The sequence below is a fragment of the Pantoea sp. SS70 genome (genome assembly GCF_029866845.1).
Classification (GTDB): Bacteria; Pseudomonadota; Gammaproteobacteria; order Enterobacterales; family Enterobacteriaceae; genus Pantoea; species Pantoea leporis.
This window is the reverse complement of sequence record NZ_CP117200.1, coordinates 215,350-233,549: the sequence shown is the minus strand read 5'-3', so window position 1 is coordinate 233,549 and position 18,200 is coordinate 215,350. Positions and strand designations below refer to the sequence as shown.

10 protein-coding genes are annotated in these 18,200 nt (G+C 59.4%); 4 read left to right on the top strand and 6 right to left on the bottom strand.

Features of this window, described 5'->3' with window-relative positions; translation table 11 throughout:
* The first annotated feature begins 123 nt into the window (after positions 1-123).
* Positions 124-1,074, top strand: a complete 951-nt coding sequence (fepB, locus tag PO881_RS20670; protein ID WP_192413240.1) for a Fe2+-enterobactin ABC transporter substrate-binding protein — start codon at positions 124-126, stop codon at positions 1,072-1,074.
* Here the strand turns inward: fepB and entS are convergent.
* From entS to fes, 4 genes are all read right to left on the bottom strand, one after another.
* On the bottom strand, positions 1,071-2,333 hold the full coding sequence (gene entS / locus PO881_RS20665) for an enterobactin transporter EntS (RefSeq protein WP_192413238.1): 1,263 nt from the start codon (positions 2,331-2,333) through the stop codon (positions 1,071-1,073). The two genes, fepB and entS, sit on opposite strands and share 4 nt — an antisense overlap.
* 105 nt (positions 2,334-2,438) lie before the next feature.
* Complete coding sequence (locus PO881_RS20660) at positions 2,439-10,841, bottom strand: non-ribosomal peptide synthetase (RefSeq protein WP_280173224.1); 8,403 nt, start codon at positions 10,839-10,841, stop codon at positions 2,439-2,441.
* Between the two features lie 52 nt (positions 10,842-10,893).
* Positions 10,894-11,115, bottom strand: a complete 222-nt coding sequence (locus PO881_RS20655) for an MbtH family protein (RefSeq protein WP_110866731.1) — start codon at positions 11,113-11,115, stop codon at positions 10,894-10,896.
* On the bottom strand, positions 11,108-12,466 hold the full coding sequence (gene fes, locus PO881_RS20650) for an enterochelin esterase (RefSeq protein ID WP_280173223.1): 1,359 nt from the start codon (positions 12,464-12,466) through the stop codon (positions 11,108-11,110). The genes PO881_RS20655 and fes overlap by 8 nt, the downstream gene beginning before the upstream one ends.
* A gap of 278 nt (positions 12,467-12,744) precedes the next feature.
* Here fes and PO881_RS20645 point away from each other — a divergent pair, with 278 nt between their 5' ends.
* Both PO881_RS20645 and PO881_RS20640 read left to right on the top strand, forming a co-directional pair.
* Complete coding sequence (locus PO881_RS20645) at positions 12,745-14,931, top strand: TonB-dependent siderophore receptor (RefSeq protein WP_280173222.1); 2,187 nt, start codon at positions 12,745-12,747, stop codon at positions 14,929-14,931.
* A 173-nt stretch (positions 14,932-15,104) separates the two neighbouring features.
* Positions 15,105-15,590, top strand: coding sequence for a hypothetical protein (locus tag PO881_RS20640; RefSeq protein ID WP_101761737.1), 486 nt, complete (start codon positions 15,105-15,107; stop codon positions 15,588-15,590).
* A gap of 69 nt (positions 15,591-15,659) precedes the next feature.
* On the opposite strand, the gene PO881_RS20635 is transcribed toward PO881_RS20640, so the two are convergent.
* Together PO881_RS20635 and PO881_RS20630 are read right to left on the bottom strand one after the other, a co-directional pair.
* A complete protein-coding gene (locus tag PO881_RS20635; RefSeq protein ID WP_280173221.1) occupies positions 15,660-16,289 on the bottom strand; it encodes a LysE family translocator in 630 nt (209 codons plus the stop codon).
* Positions 16,290-16,382: 93 nt separating this feature from the next.
* Positions 16,383-16,694 carry a PTS lactose/cellobiose transporter subunit IIA gene (locus PO881_RS20630; protein ID WP_280173220.1) on the bottom strand — a complete coding sequence of 104 codons (312 nt, stop codon included), beginning with the start codon at positions 16,692-16,694 and terminating at the stop codon, positions 16,383-16,385.
* A gap of 168 nt (positions 16,695-16,862) precedes the next feature.
* Between PO881_RS20630 and PO881_RS20625 the strand changes: the two genes are divergently transcribed.
* Positions 16,863-18,197, top strand: a complete 1,335-nt coding sequence (locus PO881_RS20625) for a PTS transporter subunit EIIC (protein WP_222234279.1) — start codon at positions 16,863-16,865, stop codon at positions 18,195-18,197.
* Positions 18,198-18,200 lie beyond the last annotated feature (3 nt).

Below are 18,200 nucleotides of genomic sequence, written 5' to 3'. Positions count from 1 at the left end.
TTATTCCCTCTCCCGCCTGCGGGAGAGGGTTAGGGTGAGGGCATCCGTTTACAATTTCCCTTGCACCCGCACTTATTTTTGATAATGATATTTATTCTCAATTATCAAGTGATGGACAACCTGATGCGTTTCCCCGCTCTTTCTCTGCTGCTTAGCCTGTTTTTCATCTGCACCCATGTTCACGCCAACGCAACCTGGCCGCGCACTATCGCCACACCGAAAGGCCCCTTCACGCTGCAACAGCCGCCGCAGCGCATTGTCTCGACCAGCGTTACGCTGAGTGGCACTTTGCTGGCAATTAACGCGCCGCTGGTTGGCTCCGGCGCCACCAGTCGCAATAGCAGCGTATCGGATGCGCAGGGCTTTTTTACGCAATGGAGCGCGGTGGCCAAAGCGCGTCAGGTTAAACCGCTCTATATTTCACAGCCGAATGCCGAAGCGATTGCCGCCGAAGCGCCGGATTTGATCGTGATTGCCGCCACCGGCGGCGATTCGGCGCTGCGCCTCTACGATCAGCTGCAAACCATCGCGCCGGTGTTAGTGATCGACTATGGCGATAAGAGCTGGCAGGCATTGACCCTGCAGCTGGGCGAGATTACCGGCCATGAAGCTGATGCCAATAAGGTGATCGCAGCATTCGACCAACGAGTCGAAGCAGTGCGTCACAAGATTACGCTGCCGCCGCAGCCGACCTCTGCGCTGGTCTATTACGAAGATGGACGCGGAATGAACTTGTGGACGCCAGCATCGGCGCAGGGCGCGCTATTACAGGATTTGGGCTTTACGCTGGCCGCGCCGCCTGCCAGTTTTCAGGGCAGCACCAGCATGGGTAAGCGCAATGACATTATTCAGCTGAATGGCGAAAACATGGCCGATGGCATCACCGGCAACACGCTATTGCTGTTCGCCGCTGATGAGAAAACCGTGCCGCAGGTGGCGAAGAATCCATTCCTCGCCCATCTGCCGGCGGTACAGCAGCACGACATCTTTGCCGTAGGTAACGATACTTTTCGTCTCGATTACTACAGCGCCAGCAATATGCTCAGCAGCATCGAGCGGCAGTTTACCCGTTAAGCCTCTGCGGTGGCGGGCTGCGGCGCGTCCGGTTGTTCACTGATACGCGCCGAGCGCAGGCCGCGCGCCGCCAGCGACAACAGCACCAGCAATCCCGCCGCCAATCCGCCAAACCACAGCACGCTGCTCAACGGTGCCAGCACACGTGCCAGCGCGCCTAAACCCAATGCACCGACCGAATCGCCGGTCACATCCTGCGCGGTGCCGAGGCTGTTGACGCGTCCCAGCAGCGCATCCGGCGTGTGGTGCTGCGTCAGCATAAACTGCAATAGCGAGGCGATGGCGTTGCTGTAGCCGTAACACACCAGCGCCAGCAGCGCGGGCATCAGATGACTGTAAAGACCGAGTGAGGCGATACAGGCAAATGCCAGTAGCGCACAACCCATCAGCACCCATCCCGGGCGCGTTAACTGCCGCACCCAGCCGCTGGTAAAGGCACCGATCATCGCACCCAGCGGCACCGCCGAGTACATCAATCCTAATGCGGATGCATCGGCGTGATAGGTGATCGCCAGCGCCGGGAACAGAATACGCACCGCGCCAACCATGCTGAGCAGCAAGCCAACCAGCACCACCGCGCCCACCACTTTATGCTGGCAGACAAACTGCATGCCGCTCGCCAGCGCGCGCAGCGGATGCTCCGGCTCCTGTTGTTCGGGCTTCATCGACGGTAAACGCACCAGCGGAATCAGCGTTGCTAGCGTACCAATCGCGGCGACCGCAAACGCCCACCCGACACCCGCCGCAACGATGATCATGCCGCCGAGCGCGGGCGACAAAATCGCGCCGAGGCGCACCGTTAGCATACTGAGCGCACCGGCTTCCGCCAGATGTTCACGTCCGACGATTAGCGGGATCACTGCCATTAGCGCAGTCATGCCGAGCGCGCCAAAGAAGCCATCCCAGAAGGCGAGGAAGTAGAGCGCCAGCAACGAAGGTGCTGGGCTGAAGGCGTTGAGGCTGAGCAGCACAAAGCCGATGCCGCAGGTGCCGCGCGCGAACAGGATTAGTTTGCGGCGATCGTAGCGATCGGCCAGCACGCCGCCGAGCAGCAGGCCGACGAACATGCCGATGCCATCGAGCATTACCGCCACGCCAACCTGCAACGTGGAGCCGGTCATCGCCTGAATTTGCACCGGCACGCCAACCGCCAGCATGCCAAGGGCGAATACCGAGAGCATGCGCGCGCAGAATATCGCGCGGAACGATGCATTGTTTTTAAGCAAACTGAAATCTAGGAATATCGAGGGCTTAGCCATAAATCTCCAACGGTGAATCACATTTGCATCACCCGTAGCGGCGCAACTTATTGCGCGTTTTTTGTCAAAACGCGATGAATCGCGCCGCTACGGTATGTGCCTTAATTAACGCCGAGCTAACAAACGGTTTATCAACGGTCCCAGCACCTGCAACGAATCTGCTGAAAGAATATCGGCGTGTTCGCAATCCAGCGGGAAGATCGTCAATTCATCAACGAACGGTGCCCAACTGGCGCGCACATCCATCTCCGGCGGCAGCGTTTTCTCGGCCATAAACAGCGTGGCGTGGCCGGCATAGCGCGGCGTTCGCGCTTCAGCCAGGCGTGCGACGGCGTCTTTGTAGTTCGCGACGATGGTGCTAAACATCGCCGCCTTCTCTTCACGCAGTAGCGGATCGCGCTCATCTTCGGTCGCAGCTATAAACTCGGCTTGCTCACGCGCCACTTCCTGTTCCGCTTCATCGGCATCCGGCGTGCGCCAGTCCTGACCTTCTGCCGGATAGGTATCCAGCAGGCCGAGGAATGCCACCGTTTCACCCTGCGCCTGCAAACGTGACGCAATGCCTTGCGCCAGCGTGCCGCCGAGTGAATAGCCGAGCAGGAAATACGGACCGCTCGGCTGCTGCTGGCGAATCGCCTGCAGATGGCGTTCGCACATCGCCTCCACGCTGTGACAGGCAGCAATCACGCCGTTTGGCCGCGGCGATTGCAGGCCGACAATCGGGAAGTCGCCGTCGAGATAGTGCAGCAGGGCGCTGTACTGCCAGGCGAAGCCGGATGCCGGATGGATGCAGAACAGCGTCGGGCCGTGACCGGCGCGCAGCGGCAGCAGTTCGCCGTTGCCACCGCTTTCACTGTTGGCACCGCCGTCAAGCAGCGCCGCCAGCTTATCCACGCTGCGCGCGGCGATGATCTGCCCGACGCTGAGCGGCGGCACCTCACGACGACGCAGTTCCGCCGCCAGACGCATCGCCAGCAGCGAATGCCCACCGAGCGCGAAGAAGTCGTCATCGGCAAACACGCTGTCGCAACCAAGCAGCTGCTGGAACAGATCCGCCAGCAAACGCTCGTTGGCGCTGTGCGGCAGGCGGCCGCTGCGCGCGCTGAGCTGCGGCACCGGCAGCGCTTTACGATCCAGCTTGCCGTTGGCGCTGAGCGGCAGATGGTCGAGCAGCAGATAGCTGACCGGCTGCATATGCGCCGGCAGACGTTCGCCGAGCTGCTGCTTCACCGCGTCGATATCCAGCGCCACGCCCGTTTCGGCCACCAGCCAGCCGAGCAGCTGACGGTTATCGACGCCCGGCGTGGCGTGCTGCGTCAGCGCGCGCGCCGCCACCACCGCCTGCGCCACGCCCGGCAGCGCCACTAGCGCCTGTTCGATTTCGCCCGGCTCGATACGTTGTCCACGCATTTTTAGCTGATCGTCGCTGCGGCCGAGATACTCCACCGCGCCGTCGGCGCGCCAGCTGGCGATATCGCCGGTGCGATACATGCGCTCGCCTTCGGCAAACGGCGCGGCGACAAAGCGCTGTGACGTAAGATCAGCGCGATGCAAATAGCCATCGGCCAACTGCACGCCGCTGAGATAGAGATCGCCCGGCACGCCAACCGGTACCGGTCGCAGCAGGCTATCGAGAATATGCAGCTGCGTGTTCCACACCGGACGACCAATCGGCACGCCCGGCCCGTTAAGGCCTTCCAGCGCGCTGCCGCTGGCCGGTTGCCAGGTGACATCGACGGCGGCTTCGGTTGGGCCATACAGATTGTGCAGCGGCGCGGCGATCATCTCCTGATAGCTGCGCGCCAGGTCGCACGCCAGCGCTTCACCGCTGCAGAATACGCGGCGCAGCGTTGGGCAAGCCCGATCGGTTTGCGCGGCGAGATGGCCGACAAAGGCCGCTAACATCGAGGGCACGAAGTGCAGGGTGGTCACGCGATAATCGTCGATCAGCTGCCACAGCGCCTGCGGATCGCGGTGCGCTTCCGGCGGCGCCATCATCAGCTGCGCACCGGTCATCAGCGGCCAGAAAAACTCCCACACCGAAACATCAAAGCTGCACGGCGTCTTCTGCAACACTACATCGTCGGCGCGCAGCGGGTAGCTGGCCTGCATCCAGCGCAGGCGATTGACGATGGCGCGCTGATTCACCACCACGCCTTTTGGTTTACCGGTCGAGCCCGAGGTGTAAAGCACGTAAGCCGGGCGATTGGCATCCGCCTGCGGCAAAGGATGGCGCGGCTGAATGTGTTCACCGGCTAAACCATCAAACATCATCAGCGTGCCAAACGTGGCAAAGCGGGTTTCCAGCGCGGATTCGGTGATCAGCACCCACGGCCGCGCATCTTCCACCATATAAGCCAGACGTTCATCGGGATAACCGATATCCAGCGGCAAATAGGCCGCGCCCGCCTGCAGAATGGCAGTGAGCGCAATGCTGAGACGCACCGAGCGCGGCAGCGCCACGGCGACGATATCGCCCGGCATCACGCCCGCTTCAATCAGACGATCCGCCAGCAGCGCGGCCTGACGCTGCATTTCGCCGTAGCTCAGACGATGATCGACATCCATTAGCGCCAGCGCGTCCGGCGTGCGCGCCGCCTGCTGGGCAATCGCCTGTTGCAGGGTTTCATTCTCCAGCTGCACGCCGGTGTTATTCACCCAGGCGAGCAGCGATTGCTCGGCCAGCGTTTGCAACTTCCACTGCGTCAGCGGCAGATCCGGCGTGCTGACCAGCTGTTGCAACAGCAATAACAGCCGCTCGGCCAGACGTTCCGGCTCGCTAACGCAGTCGCGATACTCTATCAGCAGCGTCAGCTGTTCGCCCGGCAGCACCAGCAGCGTCAGCGGATAGTGCGTGTAACCGCGATTATGGATCGCTTCGCAGCGCACGGTGGCGTTGGCATCCAGCAGCGTTTGGTTGTCCGGATAGTTCTCCACCACCAGCAAGGTATCGAACAGCGTACCGGCGCCGACACATTGCTGAATCTCGGCGAGGCCGAGGCAATCCTGCTCAATCAGCTGGATTTGCTGCGCCTGATGATCGGCGAGCTGCGCCAGTAACGGACGCTGATGATCGAAGCGCACGCGCACCGGCAGCGTGTTGCTGAACAGGCCAACGTGTTGATCGATGCCGTCAATCTGACCAAAACGGCCAGAAACCGGCGCACCAAACACCACGTCTTGCTGGCCGCTGGCGACCGACAGCAGCAAGCCCCACAATCCCTGCATCACGGTGTTCAGGGTTAAGCCGCGCGCCCGGCATAGCGCATAGAGTTCCCGCTCCAGCGTGGCATCCAGCGTAATGCGCTTTTCCTTAACCGCACTGTCGGCGGCCTGCGGATAGAGCAGCGTCGGACGCACGTCTTTCAGGCAAGCTTGCCACTGCTGACGCGCTTCATGGCTGTCGCGCTGGCTGAGCTGACGCACGATGTCGGCGTAGCTGCTGCTGTGCGCGGGCAAGATCTGCTGGCGCAGCGCGCTGAGCAGATCGTTGAGGATCACCGGCGTTGACCAACCATCCACCACCAAGTGATGCGCGTTGAGCAGCAGCGTCCAGCGTGCGCCATCGCGATGGGCGATCAGCGTGGCGTGCAGCATGATTGGCTGGCTAAACAGATCCTGCGCCAGCGCCTGATGTTCCAACGCCTGAATGTTCTCTTCCTCGCCCAACTGAAGCAGCGTCAGCGGCCAGTGCAATTCGCCTTCCGGTATCAGCTGCAGCGGTTGCAGGCTGAGTTCGGCGTCGAAGCGCGCCGCCAGCTGCGGATGACGCTGCAACACCGCGTCGAGCGCGGTTTGTACCGCTGCGGGGCTGATATCGCCGCTCAGCGTCAGGCGGGTTAACGAGTTATAGCTGCCTTGCTGCGCGGTGGTTTGCGCGTGGAACAGCAAACCTTTCTGCAGCTGCAACAGCGGCAGCGCATGGCTAAACGCACCGTGACGCGCATGCAGCTGTTGCAGCAGCGCGTCATCGACGCCTTCCAGCGCCACCTCGGCGGCCACCAGCGTGTGGGCGGCGTGCTGCGGTTGCTGTTGGGCCAGCGCGATCAGCGCCTGCGCGGCAGCCGCCATTGCCCGATGTAAATCGGCAATCGCTTCGGCGTTGAGCACGCCGTCCGCCCAGCTCCAGTTCAGCGCCAGCTGCGCCGCATGTGGCTGCTCCTCAACGAAGACGTTGAGTTCCAGCGCGTGCTGCAGCGGCAGCGCGTCATCCTGTAATACCGCGAAAGTGTCACGGAACTGTTGCGCGGTGCGCTGTGGCGTCCAGTCACCGCTGCGCGGTGTAAAGCGCCCGAGGTAGTTAAACAGCACCTGCGGCGCATGTTGCGCTGCCAATTTTTCCAGCGTCACGCCGCGATGCGCATCGAGCCAGCGCAGCTGCCCGTAGCCAATACCGCGATCCGGCACCGCACGCAGTACCGCTTTCACCGCGCGTACGCACTCATTGAGCGGCGCATGTGGATTTTCTGGCAACGGCAGCAGCAGCGGGAATTCGGACGTCAGCCAGCCGACGGTGCGCGCCAGATCCTGCTGCGCATGCAGTTCGGCACGTCCATGCGATTCCAGCGTGACGCGCTGCTGTGCGCTGCCGTTGAGCTGGCGCAGAGCGAGGGTCAACAAGGTCAGCAGCAGCTCTTCGCTGGTGGCGCGATAGTGCTGCGGCAACGTGTTGAGCAGCGCGTGCGTGGTTGATGCATCCAGCAGCGTGCGTTGATGCTGTTGGCGATCGCCGGACTGAATCGCCCGTTGACCGACAAGCGGCAGCGGTTCCGCCAGCATCTGTTGCCAGAACGGTAACTCGCTGGCGCGCGCCGCAAGGTTCGCCAGCAGCGCGGCAGACCAGTCGTGCAGTGAGGTTTCCTCGGCAGGGATCACCAGCGGCGTGTTATTGAGCAGCGCGTCCCCAGCCTGTTGCAATTCTTCCAGCAATACGCGCCACGAGACGCCATCGACAATCAGGTGATGCAGCGTCAGCACCAGCCCACAGCTGGCGCCATCTTGCTGCAGCAGCGTGGCGTGCAGCAGCGCGCCTTTAGTCGGGTCGAGCGCCTCAGCATCTTCGCTAAACGCCCGTTCCGCTGCGCGGTCGCGGTCCTGCACCTCCAGCGCACGCACGCGGGCAGGGCGCGTCGTCAGCGCTTCGCCGACAATCAGCTGATCGCCGCGCGTAAAGGCGTTGAGCGCCGGATGCGCCTGCGCCAGCTGATCGATCAGTTGTTCCAACTGAACGAGCTGCAACTGCGGCGGCACCGACAGCAGCACGCCGTGAGCAAAGCGCGCATTGATGCCCGCCTGGGCGTTGAACCAGTGCAGAATCGGCAAGCCGCCAATCGCGCCCTGTTGCGCCACGCGCGCGCCGGTGTTGTGCTGCGCCAGCGGCTGCAAACCCCGCGCCATGCGGGCGGCGGTACGTTCGGCAAAGATTTCGCGTGGACGCAACAGATAGCCAGCGCGACGGGCGGCGGTGCTGAGCCCCATTGCTGAGATGCTGTCGCCGCCGAGCGCGAAGAAATCATCTTCCGCGCCAACGCTCTCCAGCCCCAGCAGACTGGCAATCGCGTGGCAAATCAGCTGCTCCTGCGGCGTGCTGGCGGCGCGACTTTGACTTTGCTGCGCCTGTTGCGGCTTTGGCAACGCCTGACGATCAATCTTGCCGTTAACGTTGAGCGGCAATTCGTCCAGCACCATCAGCACCGCAGGCACCATGTAATCCGGCAGCTGCGTGGCCAGTTGCGCCAGCAAACGGGCGTTGAGATCGGCATCGGCGCGCAGCGCGTCATCCTGCACCGAGCAGTAACCAATCAGGCGATGCGTGGCGCCCATCACTTCGGCGATCACCACGGCGGTGCTGACTTCCGGCAGCGCCACAAGCGCGTTTTCAACCTCGCCGAGTTCAACGCGGAAGCCGCGCACTTTAATCTGGTGATCGGTACGGCCAATAAACGCCAGCTGTCCATCCTGACGCCAGCGCATCAGGTCGCCGCTGCGGTACATCACATCGCCGTCGCGGAAGGGGTTAGCGACAAAGCGTCCGCTGGTGAGATCGGGACGACGCAGATAACCGCGCGCGATGCCGGTTCCGGCGATATACAGCTCGCCAGCAGAACCAATCGGCACCTGACGCAGTTGGTTATCCAGCAGATAGACTTCGCTGTTGCCCACCGGACGACCAATCACCGGCTGCGGTGACGCCATAACGCTGGCCCCGAGCGTATCGATGGTGTATTCCGATGGGCCGTAATAGTTGTGGATCTCCATCTGCTGCTGTTGCTGCATCAGCTTCCACAGCGTTGGCGTGGCCGCTTCACCGCCAATCATCACAAAGGAGGGACGATGGTTGTCGGCTTCCAGCAGGCCGCTGTCGATCATCTGCGAGAAGAATGACGGCGTGATATCCAGCAAATCGACCGGCACCGCGTTCATCTGCTGAATCAGGCCCCACGCATCGCGGCGCAGCTCTTCGTCGAAGATATTCAGCTCGCAGCCCATCAGCATGCAAAACAGCGGTTCCCATGAGGAATCGAACGAGAAGGAAGCAGTGTGACCGGCGCGCATGCGGCGCGGGCTGCTGGCGCTAAAGCGCGCAATCGCCGGGCCAAACAGATGCTCGCGGTGCGACAGGAACAGATTGAGCAACCCTTGATGGGTGCTCATCACGCCTTTCGGGCGGCCGGTCGATCCTGAGGTGTAGATCATGTAGGCCAGATCGTCGCCGCACAGTTGGGTATCGGGTCGTGCGGTGGAAAGGGTGCTCAACGCAATCTGATCAATCAGCAGATGCGGCAACTCTGGCATTTGCGCCAGCGTACTGGAGTGCGTCAGCAGCAGCTTCGGCTGCGCGTCATCGCACATCAGCACCAGGCGTTCGCGCGGATAGTCGAGATCGAGCGGCATATAGGCCGCGCCGCTCGCCAGCACGCCGAACATCGCTACCAGCGAATCCACCGAGCGCGGAATGCCAATCGCCACCACGTCGTCTGCTTGTAAACCGCGTGAGATCAGCAGATGCGCCAGTTGCATCGCGCGATCGGCTAACTGGCGATAGCTCAAGCTGCGTTCGCCGCACACTACCGCGGTTTGCTCGCCGTAGTGCTCAGCGGCTTGCAGCAGGATATCGACGATGGTGTGGGTATCGGCGGGCGGCACGATGGTTGGTCCGGTCGACCAGCGTTGCAGATCGATCTGTTCCTTTGGCGCCAGCAATGACAGCGCGCCGATTTGCGTGTCGCCATCCGCCGCGAATTGCGTGAGCACGTGGCTGATGCGCTCGGCGTGACGTTGTAGCGTGTGCGCATCGTAGCGGCTGGGGTTTGCCACCAGCGTCAGCTGCAATGCGCCAGCGCGGAAGCCAACTTCAAACTCGAGATCGTCGACCGGGCCCATCGCCAGCGTGTGCGTTGTGGCTGCATGGCCATCGAATTGCAGATCGTCGTGGTAAACCTTGACGTTAATCACCGGGCCATACAGCGCCTGGCTGCTGCCGACCAGACCAAGATCGCGGCGCAGCTGTTCAGCTTCATAACGCTGATGACGGCGCGCTTTGCGGATTTCGCCTTGCACCTGCTGCACCAGCATCGGCAAGGTCATCTCATCGCTGACGCTGAAAATCAGCGGCAACACGTTGACCACCGGGCCGAGGGTAGAAATTGCCGCCGAACCCATGCGGCGCATAAACGGGAAGCCAATCGACAAACGTTGGCTGTTGCTGAAGCGTGCCAGATAGGCCACCAACAGCGCGCTGACGATATCGCCTTCGCTGCTGTCGGCGAGTGGATGCTGCTGACGCAGCGTGGTCAGTTGCGGCAGCGTTACCTGACAGCTGATCGGGCGATCGCCGGGATCGCTGACGTTTTCACTGGCAAGCGTCAGGGTTTCCGGCAAATCCGCTGCGTAACTTTGCCAGTGGCTAGCGGAGCGGGCAAAAGCCGACGAATCCTGCCACTGCTGAATCTCGTCAATCACCGTGGTGAACGGGGTAAACGGCGAGGGCGCGGGCGCTTCGCCGGCGCAAAGGGCGGCGTAGATCGCTGCGACGCGTTGAGTTAACGCTTCAAAGCTGAAGCCATCCACCAGCAAATGGTGATAGCGCTGATACCACAGCCAGCTGCCGTCGCCGATGCGCATCAGCGCATGACGATAGAGCGGTTTGTCGCCGTCGGCGGGCAGATCGGCAGCGAGATCGGCCTGCATCAGTTTGTGCGCCTGGCTGCTGGCATCGCCGCGCTGGCTGAAATCATGCCATTCCGGCGCGACCGGCGCTTGTGCACCAAACCACTGCGCCGGATTGCCCTGTTCGTCCAGGCCGAAGCGTGCCTGCACGGTATCGGCTTCCGCCATTGCCTGCTGAATAGCGCTGTCCAGCGCCGCGCGATTGATGTCGCCGTGCAGCACGCTGTAGTGCGCCACGGTAAATTGATTGCGCTGCTGCGCAATGCTGTCAGCGATCCAGATGCCGGGCTGCGCCGCGACGAGTGGATAGGCTGGAGAATAGTTGTTTAGCGATGCCAAAGGACAATTCCTGTCGAGAAAAACAATTTAAAAAAGAGAAAGTTAAAAAAATTTAATGCGCGGTAGACGACGTCTGTTGCGTCGCTGGCCGCATGTCGTGCCAGTTTGCTTCGATAAACTCAATGGCAGCGCTGCGCGTCAGCGGTCCGGCCACGTTATGCCAACCTGCCGGAACCGGAGCAAAAGCGGGCCACAGGCTGTATTGCTGGCGCGCGTTAAGCAGCACAAAAAAATCGAGCGCGTCGTTATCAAACGGATTCTGTTGTTCAGACATGGTGGTTACCTTCAGAGGTTGATGTAGGGGAGAGAAAATCGGCCAGCAGCCAGCGGCAGCCGTCGATCAAACCGCCACGCCAGCACAACGCATCGTGCCCTCCGGCGAAGCGGCGAAAATGTAATTCATGGCCTGCGGCCTGTAGCGCCGGGACGATCTGCTGGTTGACGTACACCATGTCCGCCTCGCGATCGCCCACTTCCTGGAAAATCTTCAGCTTGCCCGGCGGTAAGTCGCCCTGTTGCAGCTGCTCCAGTAGCAAGCCGGGCGCGTGCTGCTCGCGGTTGGCGTAGTCGCGGATGTATTGCAGATGCGGCCACCAGAAGGAGCCGGATTGCGTAAGAATGCGGCCAAAACGCTGCGGCCAGTGCAATCCGGCATAGAGCGCGGCGAGTCCGCCATAGCTTTGCCCGGCCACCAGCGTGCGGTCGGCGTCGCTACTAAAGGCCGCGTGCTGGCGTGCCAGCGGCAACAGTTCCTGTTGCACCGCCTGCCAGAAGGTTTCATTGCACGGCAGTTCGGCTTCGCGGTGCTGGCTGTCGATAACATCGATAAACAGCCAGCAGGCGGGCGGCAGTGCGCCATCGGCGGTGACCTGATCCAGCGCGCTGAAAATCGGTTGACCGTAGACCCAGTTTTGTCCATCGAGCAGGATTGCCAGCGGACGCTGTTCGGGCTGAGCGGTTGTTCCGGTGCTATAAAGCCAGACGTTGCGTGTGACGTTGAGCAACGCGCTGTGCCACTGCAGGGTTTGCAGCGTATCCGGCCAGGTTTCCGCCATGCCGGCATCCAGCGCGCGCCAGGCCGATTGATCCGGCGCATCCGGCATGTGCGCGTTGCTCAGCGCAAAACGGCGGCTGCTGAGAAACGGCGGCGTGGGATTGAATTTGTCGGGGATTGCCAGCGGTATCAGCGAGATCCACCACTTACGCTGCAGCGCGCGGCAGTCGGCATCATCGCCACAAAACAGCGGCGGTAACTGCTGCGCGGTGGCGGGGATCAGGCTATAACTGCCGCGCCAGTCAGATTCAATGGCAGTCGACCAATGCCAGACGTTGCTGTCGCCGACGCGCACCAGACTTTCTGGCGCTTCGCTGTGGTGATCGGTGACGCCATTAATATCGACATAAACCCGTTTAGTGGAAGAACGTGCGGAATGTCCTTCGGGATCGCGCCAGAAGAAGTGCATGGTCGTTTGGCCGCTTTCGTCTCGCTCCACCAGCGGCGTACCGACCGCGTAAAGCCGCTGCCACCAGCTTTCGCTTCCTACTTCGGCCTGCTGCAACCATTGCGCAACTGTCCCGGCGGGCAACCACGTCTGCGTTGTATTTTCTGCGCTTGTTTGAAACATCCTGCAACCCATCTCCACATTTTGTTCACTGTCTTTACTTAACCAAAGCTAATGCAAATGCTATTGATAACGATTTACATTTGCAATATGATTTTTCGTTCCTGATAAACCTTCGTAATTTCAGTGGATTATTTTGTGAAGGACGTCACGCAGGGAAATTAGGACCGTCAATAACGCAAGAGATTAATATTTCAATCCGTTACGGCCATTGTCGTTAGGCGAGGGCGACTGAACGGATTATTTCATTTACAAGGCAGTTTGAAATAGAGATGGCAACTATGTCCGTTAACGCTAAAAATTCAGCAATACCTGCTGTGGCACGGCAGTTCAGATTCAATCCTCTGTACCTTTCTCTGGCCTCAATTCTGTTAGTGGCTCCGGCCGCCTTCAGCGTGGCCGCCGAAGAGACCCTTACCGTCAACGCCGACACGCGTGAAAGCGTGACTTCGCCGCTGCAGGGCTACGTGGCGAAAGAGAGCGCGGCAGGCACCAAAACCGCGACGCCGCTGCGCAAAACCCCACAATCCATTTCGGTGATTACCCGCGAGCAGATGGACGATCAGGCTGCGGCCTCCGTTGCGGATGCGCTGAGCTACAGCAGCGGCGTGTTGACCAACTATCGCGGTAACTCCAACCGTAATGATGAGATCATCGCGCGCGGTTTCCGCTACGCGCCAAAATTCCTTGATGGCCTGAGCTACGGTTTATCCGGCCAGGCGGGCGCAGCGGGGCAGATCGATCCCTGGTTGCTGGAGCGCGTAGAGATGATCCACGGCCCAGCTTCTGTGCTGTACGGCCAGGTGAATCCGGGCGGTATCGTGGCCATGACCAGCAAGCGCCCGACCGCGCAGAGCATTCACAAAGTACAGCTCAGCACCGGCAATCAGCATTTGGGTGAAGCGGCGTTTGATTTTGGCGGCAAGCTGAATGATGACAACACGCTGTTTTACCGCCTGAACGGTATTGCCAGCACCAAACATGAGTTCGTTAAGGACAATAAACAGCAGCGCATGGCGATTGCGCCAGCGATAACCTGGCTGCCAAACGCGGACACCAGCTTTACGCTGCTGACGATGTATCAGAACGAGCCGAAAGCGGGATACCGTAACTTCCTGCCGGCCAGCGGTACGTTGAAAGAGAGCAGCGCTGGGTTTATCCCTTACGATTTCAACGTCAGCGATCCGAGCTTCAACGAAGCCAAGCGCGAACAGACTTCGATCGGCTATATCTTCGAGCACAATTTAAGCGATAACATCAGCTTCACGCAGAATCTGCGCTACAGCAACATGGACGAATCGTACAAATATCTGGTGTATACCTTTGATGCCGATAACGATCACTCCATCAATCGTCGTCCACAGCATGACAAGATCAAGTCGAAAGAGTTGGGTCTTGATAACCAGCTGAAAGCCACCTTTGAAACCGGCAACATCGCGCACACCGTGCTCGGCGGGCTCGATTACAAGTGGAGCGACGTCGATAACAAACTGTGGCGCGACAGCGGCGATCAGTACATCCTCGACTGGGCGAATCCGACGCGCATCAGCATCAACGAGAGCGATTTGACACTCACTACCAGCACGCGCAAGAAGCTCGATCAGGTGGGTGTTTATCTGCAGGATCAGCTGGAGTGGAATCAGTGGAACCTGCTGCTCTCCGGACGTCACGACTGGAGCGAAGTGCGCACGCAGGATCGCACCGACGACAGCCAAACCCAGCAGAATGACAACAAGTTCACTGGCCGCGCGGGTCTGCTTTATGCATTCGATAACGGCATTTCACCGTACGTCAGCTACAGCACCTCGTTCGAGCCAAACCTCAACAGCGGCGCGCCAGGCACCGATCCTTTTAAACCGACCACCGGCGAACAGACCGAAGTGGGCGTGAAGTATCAGCCGGTAGGTTGGGATGCGGTGTTTACCGTGTCAGCGTTTGATATCACGCAGAAAAATATCACTGCTTATAACAGCGTGACCGGTTATAACGAGCAGATTGGTAAAGTGCGTTCGAAAGGCATCGAAACCGAAGCGCATGCGCAGATTACGCCAGAGATCAAACTGTTAGCGGCCTATACCTACACCGATGCGGTGACCAAAGAGAGCAGCATCACGCAGCGCATCGGCCATTCACCGTCGAGCATTCCGCGTCATGCGGCGTCGGCGTGGGGCAGCTATACCTTCCTCGATGGCGTGCTGAGCGGCTTTACGCTGGGCAGCGGCGTGCGTTATACCGGCACCGCGCCAGCGGATGAAATTGGCGTCGATAAAGTACCGCACTACACGCTGTATGATGCGATGGCGAAGTATGAGCTGGGCGAAGCGGCGAACTCGCTGCGTGGCACCACGCTGCAGCTCAACGTCAATAATCTCGCGGATAAGCACTACGTGGCATCATGCAGTAATGAAAGCGCCTGCTTCTACGGCAGCGGTCGCACCATTGTGGCTTCCGTCAGCTACAGCTGGTAATTCCCTCCGGCGGCCTGCGTGGCCGCCGTTTCGTTTCGCATTCCGTGCGACGCGCTTTTCAGCCAGGTATTTATTAAGCGGTTTTCGGAAAATACTGTATTTGTGTGACTGTCATCACTCTGCAAGTCACGTTAAAATACGCGCTTCTCATTTAGCAGGGGTTTTTCGTCACGATGTTATCGCGCTTCACTTTAGCCACTTTGATGGCAACAATCATGCTCACCGGCTGCGCCCGCCTTGCCGCCGTTACTGGTACATCTCATGACAGCACTGCGACTGCGGACGCGTCCGCCGCTCAGCCTGCAACCGGCGCGCCAATCGACAATAATGATTCGCCTTCTCCATTCGAGACCGGCCCAACGGTGATTAACGTTTCGCACCTGGTGACGCGTACCGATGACGGTTCTTCTGTCTATGTGACGGTAGATGGTCAGGATGCGGGGTTGCTGAAGAAGGGTGAAAAACGAGAAATTCGTGTTGCGCCAGGTAAACACCAGATTGGTGGTTACGTGCAGACGCTGTTTGGTTTTGGCAAAGTGACCATCGCATCCGTGGATGTCACCACCGATCCGAACAGCCCGAAAAACGTGGTCTATTCTGTAACGCGCCAGAAGCCCGCGTTCAGCGAAACCGACGCCACGCCGCCGAATAATTCCTGATGTATGGGTGCGCACAAATGCGCACCAGTATGGTTTTTTCAGGTCGCCATTGATGGCGACCTGCCCACATCAACTCCGGCTAAACACCAGCTTCAATCCCGCAACTGTGAAGCAGCAAGCCAGCAGCGCATCCAGCCCACGACGGATGCGGCGGTAGAAAGCCGTCATCACCGCAGTGGAAAACAGCAGCGCGTAACCGCCAAACACCAGCACACAAATTGCCGCGCAGCCTGCAACAATCATCGGCAAGGTTGATGCCGCCGCACCCGGTTTTAACGCCACCGACATGATCGCTACCCACGTCAAAATCGCTTTAGGATTGCCGACGTGCATCAAAATGCCCTGACGAAACATTCTGCCGAAGCGCGCTTTTTCGCTGACCGGTGCGAATTCACTGGCATCTGGCCGACGCAGCGCCGATTTCCCTGCTTTGAACGCCAGCCACAGCAGATACAATCCGCCGCCAATCTTCAGCACAATCAGCAGTTGCGCAAAGGTGGCCAGCACGGTGAGAACCCCGCAAGCCGCCAGAAGCGCCCACATCATTGAACCGCCAATCACGCCGCTCGCTAATGCCAGCGCCGCGCCGCGTCCCTGTTTCATCGCCGTACCCATAATCGCCATATTGCTCGGGCCGGGACTGGCGGTCGCGACGAAATAGGTGGTGTAGATCAGAATCAGTTCATGTGACAGCGCCATAGGTTCCTCTGCGATGGCGGAAGTGAACCAATGTTATATCGCCAGAAGCTGCATTCTTCCAGAATGGTTTAACTATTCATCCTTGCTGCACCCTTACTTCCCGTGCAACTCCTTCCGCAACAGCACCAACTCGCCTGCCAAATCGCGGCACAGCATCGCCGTCATCAGATGATCCTGCGCATGCACCAAAATCAGCGTGACCGGCACTTTGCCGCTGCCTTCATCGGCACCAATTAACGCGGTCTGGATTTTATGCGCGGCTTTCGCGGCCTCGTCGGATGCCGCTAAAGCCTCGTCCGCCCCTTGCCAGTCAGCTTTACGCGCTTGCTGGATCGCCATCATGGCTTGCGATCGCGCCTCACCGGCATTAATCAGCAACTCCATCATCGTTTGTTCAAAACCCATATCCGCCTCACTTATTGGTATGCCAAATTGGTAATAACGATGCTACCGGAATACCAAAAAGAAGTTCCGCGAGCATGATCACAGAAATTAACGGCGATTATCGCCATTTTGGTATGCCACGAACCATCAAGCTGATGCATAACACCTAAAACCGCTGAGGGTTGACCAATGTCTCTACAGGAACGTCTTATCGATTCACTGGGTAGCTTTGCCACGCGATTCAACAGCTACCGCTACATCATGGCGATCAAAGCCTCGTTTATTACGCTGATGCCGGTGATCATCGTCGGCGCGTTTTCGGTGCTGATTTCCAACATGGTGCTGGACCCGAAAAATGGTCTCGCCAGTTTCTCTGCGCTGTCGTTTCTCGCCGATCTGAAACCGATCACCAGCAGCATTAACTACGCCACGCTGAGCTTTCTGAATATCGGCGCGGTGTTTCTGATTGGTATCGAACTGGGCCGCATTAACGGCATTAAAACGCTGTTTCCCGGCCTGCTGGCGATCATCTGCTTCATCTCGGTGACGCCCACCACGCTGCAAATGCTGGTGGATGGCCAGATGCACGTGGTAACCGATGTGCTGGCAAAACAGTTCTCCGATACCAAAAGTCTGTTCCTCGGCATGTTTATCGCCATTCTGTCGGTGGAGATTTACTGCCGGCTGGAGCAGGTTGAACGGCTGAAAATCAAAATGCCGGATACCGTGCCGCCGAACGTTGCCGCGTCATTTTCTGCGCTGATTCCGTCGATCATCACCGTCACGCTGGTCGCCACCTTTGGCTTTATCTTCCATCAGATCAGCGGCATGTACCTGTACGACGCAGTGTACAAAGTGGTGCAGCAGCCGCTGGAATCGGTGGTGCAGAGCTTGTGGGGCATTCTGCTGCTGATGTTTGTTGCCCAGCTGTTCTGGGTAATTGGTATTCACGGCAACCAGATGGTGAAACCGATTCGTGAGCCGCTGCTGCTGGGGGCGATTCTGGTCAACATGAACGCCTTCGAGCAGGGCAAGGAAGCGCCAAACATCATCACCATGCCATTCTGGGATGTGTACATGAGCATCGGCGGTTCCGGTCTGACTATCGGACTGTTAACCGCCGTGATGATCGCCACCAAACGCAAAGAGATGCGTGAAATCGCCAAACTGTCGTTCGGACCTGGCTTATTCAACATCAATGAGCCGGTGATTTTTGGTATGCCGATCATGCTTAACCCCATTCTCGCCATTCCCTTCATCATCACGCCGCTGGTAACCGGTTCGATTGGCTATTTCGCCACGGTGATGGGCTTTGCCGGTAAAGCGGTGGTGATGGTTCCCTGGACTACGCCGCCGATCATCAATGCGTGGCTTTCTACCGCCGGTTCGATGGGCGCGGTGGTGACGCAAATCATCTGCATCGTGGTTTCGGTGTTGATTTATCTGCCTTTTGTCAAAGTGGCTGCGCGTCGCGCCGAAGCGGCGGAAGCAAAAAATCTGCAGGCCGAACTGGCACAAAATTAAGGA

Coding starts and splice junctions, on each gene's coding strand:
- fepB (WP_192413240.1), top strand. CDS start 124: ATGCGTTTCCCCGCTCTTTCTCTGCTGCTTAGCCTGTTTTTCATCTGC.
- entS (WP_192413238.1), bottom strand. CDS start 2,333: ATGGCTAAGCCCTCGATATTCCTAGATTTCAGTTTGCTTAAAAACAAT.
- PO881_RS20655 (WP_110866731.1), bottom strand. CDS start 11,115: ATGTCTGAACAACAGAATCCGTTTGATAACGACGCGCTCGATTTTTTT.
- fes (WP_280173223.1), bottom strand. CDS start 12,466: ATGTTTCAAACAAGCGCAGAAAATACAACGCAGACGTGGTTGCCCGCC.
- PO881_RS20645 (WP_280173222.1), top strand. CDS start 12,745: ATGTCCGTTAACGCTAAAAATTCAGCAATACCTGCTGTGGCACGGCAG.
- PO881_RS20640 (WP_101761737.1), top strand. CDS start 15,105: ATGTTATCGCGCTTCACTTTAGCCACTTTGATGGCAACAATCATGCTC.
- PO881_RS20635 (WP_280173221.1), bottom strand. CDS start 16,289: ATGGCGCTGTCACATGAACTGATTCTGATCTACACCACCTATTTCGTC.
- PO881_RS20630 (WP_280173220.1), bottom strand. CDS start 16,694: ATGGGTTTTGAACAAACGATGATGGAGTTGCTGATTAATGCCGGTGAG.
- PO881_RS20625 (WP_222234279.1), top strand. CDS start 16,863: ATGTCTCTACAGGAACGTCTTATCGATTCACTGGGTAGCTTTGCCACG.